Source organism: Ochrobactrum sp. 19YEA23, from assembly GCF_029909865.1.
Lineage (GTDB): Bacteria > Pseudomonadota > Alphaproteobacteria > Rhizobiales > Rhizobiaceae > Brucella > Brucella gambitense.
Genome location: NZ_JASAMQ010000004.1, coordinates 84,487 through 96,876, shown reverse-complemented (window position 1 = coordinate 96,876; position 12,390 = coordinate 84,487). Strand labels below are relative to the sequence as shown.

The window sequence follows — 12,390 nt, the reverse complement described above, 5'->3', positions numbered from 1 at the left end:
TGCAACGAAGCGCACAATCCTCGTTGGAACGAACAGGCAAAGCTATAACGAACATAAGCCTGTCTTCCAAATCCAAGGAGGATATGCCGTGAAAACGATGTTTCTAGCACTCGGATTGGTCGCATTGTCGACTGCCGGCGCATTTGCTGCCGAACCTGCCAAAATGATGGACAGTCCGTCCGGCAAAATGCTGGTCACGCCAAAGGGTATGACGCTCTATACTTTCGACAAGGATGAGGGCGGCAAATCGTCGTGCGATGCCAAATGCCTGAAAATGTGGCCCGCATTTCATGCCGAAAAAGCCTCGAAAGCGGACGCAGATTTCTCGGTCGTCAAAGCCACCGACGGTAAGGATATGTGGGCCTATAAGGGCATGCCGCTTTATCGTTACCATGAAGATATGAAGAAGGGCGACGCCAAAGGCGACGGTAAGGGCGGCGTCTGGCACGTCGTCAAATAAAAGAGGGCGCTACGGCGCCCTTTTTCAAGGGGAAGAACCCTCATAAAGATCGTCAATGGATGACGACGGCGTAAAGCAAAGCCACAAAATTAACGAGCATGAAGCCCGTTCCCATATAGGGTATAGCTTTTGAGAAAAAGAGCTGTAGCTTGGCCATAAACCATCTCCGCTATTGAACAATTGCGGCAGACTAAAAGCTATTTAAATCGCCGTTCGGGCAGCGAGTTTTCCGGGTGTTGCAATTTGTAACGACTGTTTGCTCGTTGGAGCGCGGCGCGGCCTGCTCGCTTTACAGCATATCTGATGGGATCAGTTGCCGGTCGGTGCGGTTCCGCCGGACACGCCCTTATCTGGGACCGGCGTTCTGTTGCCATCCGGACTGGTCACCATGGTCAAGACCGCCAATGCAAGCAGAATGGGCGCGGCAAGAAGTGCCACTCTCAACATGACGCAAACTGTGTGTTTTACGCGTCTCCATGGTGAGGCTTGTCTCATATTCTTATTGTTGCACAGCCGGACCTTTCCAACGAGTTAACAGATCGTAAGGTTCTAATATTCTCGCGATCACAATTGCTGCGTTCTTATTTGCGGTAGATGGACCGTATCCGGGTGGTCTTCGATATGACGTGGGAAAACACCAAGGATTTTTTACACAAAGGGCTCGAATCGCTTGACGAAGCGGGCGGGGATCAATATTGGAACTGCGCAGAGCACAACCAATTGATTTGGAAACGCTCTCAGGAAGGCCTCGTGGCGGAGTGGTTACGCAGAGGACTGCAAATCCTTGCACCCCGGTTCGATTCCGGGCGAGGCCTCCATCTCTTCCCCAAAATCACAGTAAGTATTTGACACCCAAGGTTTTATTTCCTGGGTGTGGTAATCTGTTCGTTTTCATCCGTTCGGGCAGTCGATGGCTTCTGTCCGAGCCGGCATACGTGCGAAGCAGGGCGGTCAGAACGACACGCGGAAAGCGCGTACAAACCTATTGTTGCTGCGCCTGCGGCTGAGGGGCGTTCGCTTGCGGTTGAGGCGTTTCTGTGGGGGCAGGCTCTTCTGCAAGTACTTCGTTTGTCTTGGCTTTAATTTCTTCTGCCGTCTGTTGGCTGATCAGCCCCTGCGACGCGGCGAAGCCTACAACAACGGCAACGATAGCGCCGACCAGCGCGGCTTTGAGCTTCGGTGACATAAGGTGGCTCTCCTGCCAATATGGTTTATGCCCCGCCCGGACTTATATTATCGATCTTTTGCTACGACCATGTAAAGATTCAATATTGGTGAAAGCATTTGATTGGCATTTTCGAGCGGAAATACGACAAGTGCCGTATAGCGCCGAAGCCAATTCTAGCGTTTCGTGAATCCGGATTGTGTAACAACGCCGGCATGATCTCATTGTATTTCGGCGTCATGCTGGCGAGACCAGCAGAGGAGGAAATGATGAAGACCATAGCTTTGTTGGCCGTTGGTACATTCATGGTGACGGGGACTGCATTTGCAGCCGTGCCAGCGAACGGAAACGTAGACAACCAGACAGTAAAATCCGAAAAATCTACCGCGACCATCCTTGCGGCTGGCAAGAACCGGGCGGGTTTCCCGACAGGTTTGGGATCGGGTCTCGCCGGTGGAAGGACCATTTTTGGCGGTTGAGCGATTTGCCCCGTTTACGCGGGGCAGACGCTCATTTGTGCTTATCTGTTTTGAATTGTGAATTCATTTGGCATTTGCCGCCCAAACAGTTCATTGAACGGTCATGCGGGCGATGTGTCAGGTCACATCATCCTGGGCTATGATACCGCCTTCGCCTTCAAGGATGGCAATGCGCTTGGCTTCGGACGCCGTGAACTTCAGACGGACGCCAACCCCGCGTTCGTCTTCCGGGATAAAGACTGCGCCCAGGTCTTCCAATGCGGCTTGCAGCCTGTTGATGACCTCGGCTGACGGTTTGTCGATCTTGCGTTCGAAATCCTCGATGACCGATGCGTCCACCTTGGACAGCTTCGCCAGATTGTCGCGTGAAATCTCGACGAGTGCGCGGCCCGCTCGACATAGTGATCCTGTGAGCATTCTACCCTCCGTTAGCAAGTTCGCGGGAATTGAACCGTAAGTCTCGCGCCGAGACAAGTGCGCTTAATCGCTCAGCATAGCGGTCTGGATGTTGTTCAGGCAACATCCGCTCAATCCTCATCGTCGCCGTCCGGCGGTGTCTGTGTACGGGCGAGATTGCCCTTCGAGAAGGTGTAGCCCGTTTCAACGGCATTCAGCCCGAACTTGTTACGCAGGCGATCAATCGCAGTTTCCGCGACAGCGCGTTTGGTGGCCTGTGTGTCGACCAGATCGGGCGGATCGGCTCGCTCGCTCGATGACAGCTCGCTGACGCCAATGCCGAGCAGTCGGAATTTGGTGCCATCAAGTTCCTTTTCCAGAAGCTGCAATCCATGGCGGAAAATGCGGTCGGCCAGTTGGGTCGGGTCAGAAAGCTGGCGATTGCGGGTACGCAGCTTGAAGTCCTGCGTCTTGAGCTTGAGCACAATAGTTCGTCCGGCGATTTCGCCAGCCTTCAGGCGGCGCGAGACTTTTTCGGCAAGCGCGCGCAAAACAGGAACGAGATCGACAGCCGATGAAAGATCGGTGTTGAAGGTCGTTTCCGCTGAAACGCTTTTCATATCGTGATCAGGCTCGACGCGTCGGCTATCTTGCCCCCGCGACAAGCGATAGAGACGCTGGCCCATGGTGCCATAGGCCTTCATCAGAGCGCCTTCTTCCATCGTCTGGAGCTGACCTATGCTGCGGATGCCGTCGCTTTCCAGCTTGGCCGCAAATGCCTTGCCGACGCCCCAGATCATGCTTACCGGCTTGTCGCGCAGAAAATCGAGCGCTTCGGCTTCTCCGATAACGGAAAAGCCACGCGGCTTTTCCAGATCTGAAGCAACCTTGGCGAGATATTTGCAATAGGACAGTCCGATGGACGCACTGATTCCGATCTCGCTTTCAACGCGTTTGGAAAAGCGCGCCAGAACAACGGCAGGCGGCGCTTTGTGCAGTCGTTCCGTGCCGCTGAGATCGAGAAACGCTTCATCGATGGAGAGCGGCTCGACCAATGGGGTGAGATCACGCATCAGCTGCCGCACCTCGCGCCCGACGCGAGCGTATTTCTCCATGTCCGGCTTGACGACGACAGCTTCCGGGCAGGCATCCAGCGCCTTGTACATCGGCATGGCCGAGCGCACACCGTGGATACGGGCAATATAGCAGGCGGTGGAAACAACGCCACGCTTGCCGCCACCGATAATGACGGGCTTGTCGCGCAGTTCGGGATTGTCGCGCTTTTCTACCGACGCGTAAAAAGCATCGCAGTCGATATGCGCAAGCGTCAGCCTGTATAGTTCCGGGTGTCGTATCAGGCGCGGGCTGCCGCAGGAATAACAGCGGCGCACGGAAGCGCTCTTCTGCAACGACAGGCAGTCGCGGCATAAGCCCTGCTCAGAACTGTTTCCGGCGAAATTCTCAATCATCGTGAACATGCGCAGCATTGTCGGCTGACCAGATATCATAGGATATGAAACCGGCCTGACGAACATAAAAGGAACATACCTTCTATATCACCAATCCCGCGCAGCGCCACTGGCGGAGCCACGCCCAACCGTCATGCTCTTGACATTGGCAACGATATCACCAAGTTTAGTGTCATGAACGACCATTTCGCCGCCATACTCCATCGGGTTCAACCGATCGCGGGATAAAGGCCCTCGAGCCCTGCCTAGCGCAGATGGGCTCCGGGGGATGGTTCGTCGCTTGCCTCAAGCGAACTCGATAAGCGCTTTCACAAAAACATCCCAATCATCCGCTTCGAGCCAAGATGCTCGGAGATATTTATCTTTATAACAGTGAGCTATCGCCATGAGCGTCAAGAATCGCAAGAAGCCCAATATTGTCGTCAGCGACGTCGATTACGAGCGCCTGATGGGGCTGGCCAACAGCGTCGCCGAGCAGCATGAGGAAATCGCCGACGAGTTGATGGCCGAACTTGACCGCGCCAAGGTTGTGCCTGCCAAGCGCCTGCCGCAAAACGTCGTGCATATGGGCTCGGTGGTTGAATTCCGTTCCAACGACGGGCACGAGCGCCGCGTGACGCTTGTTTATCCCGGCGAAGCGGACATCGCTCAGGGCAAGGTTTCGATTCTGACCCCGATTGGCACGGCACTGATCGGCCTTGCGCCCGGCCAGTCAATTTCGTGGACCGCGCGTGATGGGCGGGCACACGAATTGAATGTGATCAATGTTTCCGTGGCGGAAGAGGTGGTCACCGGACCAACTGCGGCCTGAAATCAGGTTTGAAACAGAACGGCGTCCTCGAATCAGTCGGCGCCGCTCTGCAAATGCTGACCTGCGCCACCGGGCAAAAACGAAGCCGCTTTCTGGATGACTGCGGGGTCACGCTCGGTTTCCTCGCAGAAGCGCATCAGCGTCGGTTCATGGCTCAGGAAAAACTGGAGCACACCGGCCAGAAAGCCCGGCTCACGCGCTGCCTGACGGATGGACGAAGCTTCGATACCAGTCAGCGCCAGAAAGCGTGGAAGCAGATCTTTATCCTGTGCAAGCCACGCCAGAGCTTCAATGGCGAGACCTTGCGCTTCTGTTTCGTTCATAAGCGTTTTCACTGTCACTCTCCATTTCAAGCAATCCAAACAGCCGCCGCTAAGGCCTGCTATTGTTTCCATATAAGATGCAGGCCCTTGTAGCGACAACGGAATTATTTGCCTTTCGTCAATGAAATGAGGTTAAATCATAGAGTGCACCGAGGGGAATGTCGGTGCACTCTGTTTGGTGTAAGCCAATGCCAGTAGATGAATGAATAATCGGGCCGGGGATTTGCCCCAGGGAAGTTTCGATGACGAAAAGCGTAATGATCGTCGAAGACAACGAATTGAATATGAAGTTGTTTCGCGATCTTATCGAAGCCAGCGGATACGAAACGATCCGGACACGAAGCGGTCTCGAGGCGCTTGATCTCGCACGCGAACACCGGCCAGACCTCATTCTCATGGATATCCAGCTTCCGGAAGTCTCAGGTCTGGAAGTAACGAAGTGGCTGAAAGACGATGAAGAGTTGCGCCATATTCCGGTGATCGCGGTCACAGCTTTTGCCATGAAAGGCGATGAGGAACGCATTCGGCAGGGCGGATGCGAGGCCTATATCTCGAAACCTATTTCTGTTCCAAGATTTATAGAAACGATAAAGTCTTATCTGGGCGACGCTTAGGCTCGACCAGGCGAGGGGGATCATGACTGCCAGAATTCTCGTCGTCGATGATGTGGCTTCCAATGTGAAGCTTCTGGAAGCGCGGCTTCTCGCCGAATATTATGAAGTCGTCAGTGCTTATAACGGCTCGGATGCGTTCGAAATCTGTCTGGGTGGGCAGATTGATGTGGTCTTGCTCGATGTTCTCATGCCGGGCATGGATGGCTTCGAAGTTTGCCGCAAGCTGAAGGACGACCCGCGCACCTCCAATATTCCTGTCGTGATGGTGACGTCGCTTGACCGCCCGGAAGACAAGATTCGCGGGCTGGAGGCTGGTGCGGATGATTTTCTGTCCAAGCCGGTCAACGATCTTCACCTGATGTCGCGCGTGAAAAGCCTCGCCCGCCTGAAGCTGGTGTCGGACGAACTGTTTCAGCGCAGCAACAGCATAGCCGATGCGGAGGTTGAGGCGCTGCTGTCTGCCAAGGTTTCCGGCTCAGGTCCAAACCTGCAGGACGCTGCGCGTATTCTCATCGTGGATGAAGATGAAACGGCAGCAGCGCGCTTGCGTCTGATTTTGAGCGAGACCTACCGCGTTGATATTGCCAATGACGCCAATAGTGCTTTGATCAAGGCGATTGAAGCGGATTATGACAGTATCGTCGTGTCAGCGGCTTTCACCTATTACGATCCGCTGCGTTTGTGTTCGCAACTGCGCACCATCGAGCGCACCCGACTGGTGCCGATCATCCTGATCGTGCGGGAAGATGAGGGCGCGCTCGTCGTTCGTGCGCTGGAACTTGGCGTCAACGACTATCTGATGCGCCCGCTGGAGAAGCTGGAGCTTTTTGCCCGGCTGCGCACGCAGATCAAGCGCAAGTGCTATAATGATCTGTTGCGGCAAAGTCTGAACCGCTCCATTACCATGGCCGTCACCGACGACCTCACGGGCCTGCACAATCGCCGTTATCTCGATACGCATATGCCGGTGCTGTATAGCCGCGCAACGGGTCGGGAGCGCCCGCTGACGGTCATCATGATCGACTTCGATTATTTCAAGCGCGTCAACGATCAGTATGGGCACGACGCAGGTGACGACGTTCTGCGCGAATTCGCCTCGCGCCTTCGCAAGAATATCCGAGGCATGGACCTGATGTGCCGCTATGGCGGCGAGGAGTTCATCGTCGTGCTGCCCGATACCGATTTGCAGGCCGGAGCAGCCGTTGCAGAGCGAATCCGTACCTCTGTGGAGGCAATGCCGTTCTCTGTCGCCAGCGGGCGTCATAAGGTCAATATGACGATCAGCGTTGGTCTGGCAGGCTTGCGCCTGATCGGTGACAGCGTCGAAGCACTGTTCGACAGAACCGATGCCGCGCTTTATCTCGCCAAGAAGAATGGGCGGAATAGGGTGGTCGCTTCTGCAGCCTGAGTGTTTTGAGAAACATCAGATCAAAAACAAAAAGCCGTCTCGCGAGAGACGGCTTTTTTGATTCCGGTTACCGCAAGGGCAACACGGGAAACGAATTACTTGATCTTCGTTTCCTTGAAGTCGACGTGCTTGCGCGCAATCGGGTCGTACTTGGTCTTTGTCATCTTTTCCGTCATCGTGCGGCTGTTCTTCTTCGTAACGTAGAAGAAGCCGGTGTCAGCGGTCGACAAAAGCTTGATCTTGATCGTCGTAGCCTTGGCCATATCGAAATACCTGCTCTTTAACTTTGCCGGAGCATCACCTTTTCGGAAACCGGACCCGCTTATCGGGTTCCCATTCTCCGGGGTCATACTCTATGGATGGTAACCGCCAGCGATTCCGGCAATTCACCCGGCAGCGGAAATTCGCCGCATAACTACGGATTGGGGCCGAAAAGTCAAGACCGCTTCTTTCTGAAAAGCAGTCTTCCTGCTGCAAAGATCGCATATGCGGCAAAAAATACGCCAAGCGTCCACGAAAAACCTGCCGGGCCGAATGCATCCATGCCGACACCGACGGCCTGCGGGCCCGCCAGCATGCCAATTGCATAGCAAAACACGAAGGCGGCATTGGCCGATGCCAGTTCGCGACCAGTCAGTTCCGAGCCGAGATGTGCAAGACCTACCGTATAAAGGCCGGCCACGACGCCGCCCCACAGGAACAGGACGCCCGCCATCAGATACCACTGGTTCATCAGATAGGGCAGAGCGATCATGCCGATGAGACCCGTGACCGCGCAAAACAACAGAAGTTTGCGCCGGTCTGGAATTTTATCGCTGATAATACCGAGCGGAATTTGCAGCAGCACATTGCCAAGACCGATCATCGTCAGCAACAGCGCTGCGTCCGCTTCCGGATAGCCGATCCGCGCACCAAAAACCGGGAACAGCGCAAAGCCGCCCGTTTCCACTGCGCCAAAGACGAAGACTGCCATCGTCGCGGTCGGTACGGCAAAAATGAACGGCAGGAAGGGGACATGCTCGCCTTCCTCAAAATCGGGGCTGTCGCGCCAGGCAATTGTCACGGGGATGAGCGCAACCATGATGATCGCGAATCCGACGAAGAACGGCAGGCCGCCAGCACTACCGATTTTCGAGAAAAGCCATGGCCCCAGCGCAAAACCGAGCGACAACGATGTAGAATAGATTCCAAGCACCAGACCCCGTTTTTCCGGGGGTGCCGAGGCATTGATCCAATATTCGGACAGGACGAACAGCACCGTCAGCGCGAAATGCAGCACGATGCGCAGTGCAAACCACGCCCAGAGCGGCTTGAAAAAATGAAAGCCGAGGAAGGCAACGCCGCCGATGATGAGCATCAGGAAGATGGCCCTGACCACACCAAGCCTTGCGGCAATGGGCGCGGCGAGGGGGGCAGCAGCGATGGAGGCAAGCCCGGCAACAGCCGTATTGGCGCCGATAAGGCTTGCCGAATGACCACGAGCTTCCAGCAGCACGCTGAGAAGCGGAATGCCCAGCCCGATAGCTGCGCCCACTGCACTGATGGTCCCGATGGCGGCGGCTAGCGAGCGCCAGTGCATCTGGCCTTCCTGCGGAAGAGCGTCTGTCCCACCTGCCGCACTTGTTTTCGCAGAAGCGCGGTCGGTTGCTGGAATTTCTTTATTCATCAATTCAGATCACTTCACGGACAAAGCGGCCGTGCCGCATACGGTATTGCACCACCGGGAGGGCAGCAGGCAAATCAAGGCGTGTTTCAGCCAGAAGGCTTTTTGCTTCTTTCAGAATGATCTGGGTGATGAGAGCGACGTCGAGTTTGGTCACGTCTTCAATCGACACCCAGTCGAGATTTTCCAGTTCACCACTTGGTGCGAGCTGTTGTTTGCCAAATTCCGGCAGGCTGTCGCAAAACGCAATGAAGAAGCGGGTATCGAATCGGCGGACATGTTCCGGCGGCGTTACGGCACGCGCGAAATAGCGCAGGCTCGACAGCGCAGGCAGCGCACCTTGACCAAGAAAAGCCCGCCAGTCCTGATGATTGGCCGGAAGGCCGTGCGGTGGTTCAGCGCAAGAATCACCAACGACCGGATAGGCCACGCGCAATCCGGTTTCCTCGAATGTCTCGCGAATGGCGCAAAGCCCGAGCGCGCGGGCGCGGCGCATGGATGGGCGAGAGCCCATGCCGTTCAGAAGTTTCAGTGTGTCGTCGTGGCTGAGTTCGTTTGCAGCCGCAATCGCGCCATCAATCGAATCGGCGCGACCACCCGGGAATACGAATTTTCCCGGCATGAAAGCGAGACTATGATGGCGCTTGCCCATCAACACGCGCGGCGTGTCTGTCGAGCGGTCGATCAAAAGCAGCGAGGCTGCGTCGCGGGGACGCAGCACCTTTTTCTTCTGTTCAAGCGGGGGAGCAGAAACTGTCACGGTCATGATAGCCGGATCAGGTCACGTCGCCGTATTCGCCCTCGCCTTTGCCCCCAAAACCATGCATGTACAGCGCCCATTGCAGGCCGATGGTTGCCCCTTTGAGCGGCTGGAGCAGGATGAGCGACAAAATGATCGTCAGCGGCGCCCAAATCGCCATATGCGCCCAGAGCGGCAGATTGGTCGTGGCTTCCACGCCCATGAAAGCGCCGACAACGATGTGGCCGACAATCAGGATCGTCAGATAGGCCGGAAGATCGTCGGCGCGCTGTTCAGTAAAATCTTCGTCGCATACGGAGCACTTGGCGACCGGCTTCACAAAGGCGCGGAATAGCTTGCCTTCGCCGCAATGCGGGCAGCGGCAGCGGAAACCGCGCCACATGGCTTCACCAAGCGGACGCTTGGGATGTGCTTTACTGCTGGCTTCGCCACCGAAAACCTGAACGTTCTGCGCGGGATTGGCCTCAAGCGTGCTCATTACCGACCTCTCTTCTTGTGACGCGGGATGCCCGAAGGCTTGCCCTTTCGTCCACGCACCGTCCTGCTTGCCTTATGATGCGAGCGCGTCGACATCGGCAGGGGATGCGGTTCCGATACCATCTCAAAACGAAGCGCGCCCGCAACGGGGAGCGCCTCGACCAGCCTGACCGTAACCGTATCACCGAGACGGAAGCCTTTTCCGCTTCGTTCTCCGGCAATCGCATGGTTGGCTTCGTCATATAAATAGTATTCATGACCCAAAGTTGAAATGGGCACCAGCCCATCCGCGCCATATGTCGCAAGGTTCACGAAAAGACCGGCCCGGGTAACGCCCGTTACGCGGCCTTCATACTCGTCACCGAGATGCGAAGCGAGGAAATGGGCGATCAACCGGTCGACGGTTTCACGTTCGGCCAGCATGGCGCGGCGCTCGGTGGAGGAGATCAGCGCCGATATTTCTTCAAGGCGCGCTTCCTCGTCGGTGGTGATGCCATCCTTGCCAAGCCGCAGCGCCTTGATAAGTGCACGATGCACGATAAGGTCGGCATAACGGCGGATCGGCGAGGTGAAATGCGCATAGCGGCGCAGATGCAACCCGAAATGTCCGATATTTTCAGGGCTGTAAATGGCCTGACTCTGCGTGCGCAGCACGACCTGATTGACCAGATCCTGATGATCAGTGTCATCAACAGCAGCCAGAATACGGTTGAACTGCGACGGTTGCAGCGGCCCGCCCTTGGCGAGGTTGAGGTCAAGCGTGCGCAGAAACTCGCGCAGGCTCTCCTGCTTGGCGAGTGCCGGCTCATCGTGAATACGGAAGATCAATGGCTGGCGGTGATCTTCCAGCGTTTCAGCTGCCGCGACATTCGCCTGGATCATGAACTCTTCGATGAGCTTGTGCGCATCGAGACGCTCAGGCACGATGACCTTGTCGACCTTGCCATCCGGCGTCAGCAGGATTTTCTTTTCAGGCAGATCAAGTTCCAGCGGTTCGCGCGCATCGCGACCACGTTTCAAGACAGCATAAGCGGCCCAAAGCGGCTTCAACACGCTATCGAGAATTGGTGCTGTCTTGTCATCCGTTGCGCCGTCAATTGCCGCTTGGGCTTGTGCATAGGCAAGCTTGGCGGCGGAGCGCATCATGATGCGATGGAATTTGTGCGATTTCTTTCGACCGTCAGCTGCAAAGACCATGCGCACAGCCAGCGCCGGGCGGTCTTCCAGTTCTCGCAACGAACAGAGATTGTTCGATATGCGCTCCGGCAGCATTGGAACAACGCGATCCGGGAAATAAACCGAATTGCCGCGCTTCAAGGCTTCGCGGTCGAGTGCCGAACCGGGCCGAATATAGGCCGCCACGTCGGCAATCGCTACGATGACAATCTGGCCGCCGGGGTTTTCCGGGTCGGTATCCGGCTCCGCATAGACCGCATCGTCGTGATCCTTGGCGTCCGCCGGATCAATGGTCAGAAGGGGCACAGCGCGCCAGTCTTCCCGACCGTCTAAGGTGGCGGGTTTGGCATCTTCTGATTCGCGGATCACTTCATCCGGGAAAACGTGCGGGATTTCATGTTCATGAATGGCGATCATCGACAGCGCCTTTTCGCTATCGATAGAACCGACCACCTGCCGGACCTTGCCACGCGGCAATCCCTGACGGCGCGACGAGGTCAGCTCGACCTCCACCAGATCGCCGCTTTCGGCATTTTCCAGCTGAGCAGGGTCAAGCTGCACTTCGGCCTGCTTGCGATCCACAGGCTCCAGTCGCCATTCGCCATTGCCTAGCTTGCGCACGACGCCCAGCACTGCATTGGCGCGGTGTTCCAGCCGCTTCATCACGCGGGCGGTATAATCCGGGCCGTCGCGATCTTCATTGCGGAAAATCTTTGCCAGAACGCGGTCGCCGACGCCGACTGCCGGACCACCTTCGGATTCCTTGTTGAGCCGCGTGCGGCGCACCAGCACCACGGGCGGCTTGCCATAGGCAGCTTCATCCCATTCGGCGGGACGGGCCAGCAGTCCGCCATCATCATCGCGCCCCGTGACGTCCAGTACGGTGACGCTTGGCAGCGAGCCCGGACGGGAAAGCTTGCGCGCGCGTTTTTCGACCAAACCGTCATCGGCCAGTTCGCGCAAGAGGTCTTTCAGATAGACCCGCGCATCGCCCTTGATGTTGAAAGCCTTGGCCAACTCGCGCTTTCCGGCGCGATCAGGATTTTCCTCGATATATTTGAGGACTTCCTCTCGCGTCGGCAGAAATGCATGCGGATCGCCCGCATGCGCCTCCGATTTCGCCTGTGCTGCACGCCGTTCGGTCCGCGCGGATCGACCGGAATCGGGTTTAGGAAAACGACGTGCCAAT

The 12,390-nt window shown here is 56.4% G+C and carries 14 protein-coding genes and 1 tRNA gene; 6 read left to right on the top strand and 9 right to left on the bottom strand.

Features of this window, described 5'->3' with window-relative positions:
- Nucleotides 1-88 precede the first annotated feature (88 nt).
- Both QBD01_RS11985 and QBD01_RS11980 read left to right on the top strand, forming a co-directional pair.
- Nucleotides 89-460 (top strand): hypothetical protein, encoded by a 372-nt coding sequence (locus QBD01_RS11985; protein WP_280992992.1) that lies wholly within the window; start codon nucleotides 89-91, stop codon nucleotides 458-460.
- Between the two features lie 744 nt (nucleotides 461-1,204).
- Nucleotides 1,205-1,278: transfer RNA gene (locus QBD01_RS11980), tRNA-Cys, on the top strand.
- 164 nt (nucleotides 1,279-1,442) lie between these two features.
- Here QBD01_RS11980 and QBD01_RS11975 read toward each other — a convergent pair.
- Complete coding sequence (locus QBD01_RS11975) at nucleotides 1,443-1,646, bottom strand: hypothetical protein (RefSeq protein WP_280992991.1); 204 nt, start codon at nucleotides 1,644-1,646, stop codon at nucleotides 1,443-1,445.
- Nucleotides 1,647-1,891: 245 nt separating this feature from the next.
- Between QBD01_RS11975 and QBD01_RS11970 the strand changes: the two genes are divergently transcribed.
- On the top strand, nucleotides 1,892-2,104 hold the full coding sequence (locus tag QBD01_RS11970; RefSeq protein WP_280992990.1) for a hypothetical protein: 213 nt from the start codon (nucleotides 1,892-1,894) through the stop codon (nucleotides 2,102-2,104).
- A 117-nt stretch (nucleotides 2,105-2,221) separates the two neighbouring features.
- On the opposite strand, the gene QBD01_RS11965 is transcribed toward QBD01_RS11970, so the two are convergent.
- Together QBD01_RS11965 and QBD01_RS11960 are read right to left on the bottom strand one after the other, a co-directional pair.
- Nucleotides 2,222-2,521 (bottom strand): XRE family transcriptional regulator, encoded by a 300-nt coding sequence (locus QBD01_RS11965; RefSeq protein WP_280992989.1) that lies wholly within the window; start codon nucleotides 2,519-2,521, stop codon nucleotides 2,222-2,224.
- A 110-nt stretch (nucleotides 2,522-2,631) separates the two neighbouring features.
- A complete protein-coding gene (locus tag QBD01_RS11960) occupies nucleotides 2,632-3,969 on the bottom strand; it encodes a DNA polymerase IV (protein WP_280993288.1) in 1,338 nt (445 codons plus the stop codon).
- A 385-nt stretch (nucleotides 3,970-4,354) separates the two neighbouring features.
- On the opposite strand from QBD01_RS11960, the gene rnk reads away from it, so the two are divergent.
- A complete protein-coding gene (rnk, locus tag QBD01_RS11955) occupies nucleotides 4,355-4,780 on the top strand; it encodes a nucleoside diphosphate kinase regulator (protein ID WP_280992988.1) in 426 nt (141 codons plus the stop codon).
- Nucleotides 4,781-4,812: 32 nt separating this feature from the next.
- Here rnk and QBD01_RS11950 read toward each other — a convergent pair whose 3' ends face one another.
- Entirely contained in the window at nucleotides 4,813-5,115 is a 303-nt protein-coding gene (locus QBD01_RS11950; protein WP_182519922.1) for a DUF3572 domain-containing protein, read from the bottom strand.
- A gap of 230 nt (nucleotides 5,116-5,345) precedes the next feature.
- Here QBD01_RS11950 and QBD01_RS11945 point away from each other — a divergent pair, with 230 nt between their 5' ends.
- Nucleotides 5,346-5,717, top strand: a complete 372-nt coding sequence (locus QBD01_RS11945) for a response regulator (RefSeq protein ID WP_024900225.1) — start codon at nucleotides 5,346-5,348, stop codon at nucleotides 5,715-5,717.
- A gap of 22 nt (nucleotides 5,718-5,739) precedes the next feature.
- On the top strand, nucleotides 5,740-7,125 hold the full coding sequence (locus QBD01_RS11940; protein ID WP_182519923.1) for a PleD family two-component system response regulator: 1,386 nt from the start codon (nucleotides 5,740-5,742) through the stop codon (nucleotides 7,123-7,125).
- Nucleotides 7,126-7,220: 95 nt separating this feature from the next.
- Here the strand turns inward: QBD01_RS11940 and rpmG are convergent, their stop codons facing one another.
- The 5 genes from rpmG to rnr form a co-directional block, all read right to left on the bottom strand.
- On the bottom strand, nucleotides 7,221-7,388 hold the full coding sequence (rpmG, locus tag QBD01_RS11935) for a 50S ribosomal protein L33 (RefSeq protein ID WP_007878621.1): 168 nt from the start codon (nucleotides 7,386-7,388) through the stop codon (nucleotides 7,221-7,223).
- Between the two features lie 173 nt (nucleotides 7,389-7,561).
- Nucleotides 7,562-8,704, bottom strand: coding sequence for an MFS transporter (locus QBD01_RS11930; protein ID WP_280993287.1), 1,143 nt, complete (start codon nucleotides 8,702-8,704; stop codon nucleotides 7,562-7,564).
- A gap of 91 nt (nucleotides 8,705-8,795) precedes the next feature.
- Complete coding sequence (locus tag QBD01_RS11925) at nucleotides 8,796-9,554, bottom strand: NUDIX hydrolase (RefSeq protein WP_280992987.1); 759 nt, start codon at nucleotides 9,552-9,554, stop codon at nucleotides 8,796-8,798.
- Between the two features lie 10 nt (nucleotides 9,555-9,564).
- Nucleotides 9,565-10,026, bottom strand: coding sequence for a DUF983 domain-containing protein (locus QBD01_RS11920; protein ID WP_280992986.1), 462 nt, complete (start codon nucleotides 10,024-10,026; stop codon nucleotides 9,565-9,567).
- On the bottom strand, nucleotides 10,026-12,389 hold the full coding sequence (rnr, locus tag QBD01_RS11915; protein ID WP_280992985.1) for a ribonuclease R: 2,364 nt from the start codon (nucleotides 12,387-12,389) through the stop codon (nucleotides 10,026-10,028). The genes QBD01_RS11920 and rnr overlap by 1 nt, the downstream gene beginning before the upstream one ends.
- Nucleotide 12,390: the final 1 nt, after the last annotated feature.

Coding starts and splice junctions, on each gene's coding strand:
- QBD01_RS11975 (WP_280992991.1), bottom strand. CDS start 1,646: ATGTCACCGAAGCTCAAAGCCGCGCTGGTCGGCGCTATCGTTGCCGTT.
- QBD01_RS11970 (WP_280992990.1), top strand. CDS start 1,892: ATGATGAAGACCATAGCTTTGTTGGCCGTTGGTACATTCATGGTGACG.
- QBD01_RS11965 (WP_280992989.1), bottom strand. CDS start 2,521: ATGCTCACAGGATCACTATGTCGAGCGGGCCGCGCACTCGTCGAGATT.
- QBD01_RS11960 (WP_280993288.1), bottom strand. CDS start 3,969: ATGATTGAGAATTTCGCCGGAAACAGTTCTGAGCAGGGCTTATGCCGC.
- rnk (WP_280992988.1), top strand. CDS start 4,355: ATGAGCGTCAAGAATCGCAAGAAGCCCAATATTGTCGTCAGCGACGTC.
- QBD01_RS11945 (WP_024900225.1), top strand. CDS start 5,346: ATGACGAAAAGCGTAATGATCGTCGAAGACAACGAATTGAATATGAAG.
- QBD01_RS11940 (WP_182519923.1), top strand. CDS start 5,740: ATGACTGCCAGAATTCTCGTCGTCGATGATGTGGCTTCCAATGTGAAG.
- rpmG (WP_007878621.1), bottom strand. CDS start 7,388: ATGGCCAAGGCTACGACGATCAAGATCAAGCTTTTGTCGACCGCTGAC.
- QBD01_RS11930 (WP_280993287.1), bottom strand. CDS start 8,704: ATGCACTGGCGCTCGCTAGCCGCCGCCATCGGGACCATCAGTGCAGTG.
- QBD01_RS11925 (WP_280992987.1), bottom strand. CDS start 9,554: ATGACCGTGACAGTTTCTGCTCCCCCGCTTGAACAGAAGAAAAAGGTG.
- QBD01_RS11920 (WP_280992986.1), bottom strand. CDS start 10,026: ATGAGCACGCTTGAGGCCAATCCCGCGCAGAACGTTCAGGTTTTCGGT.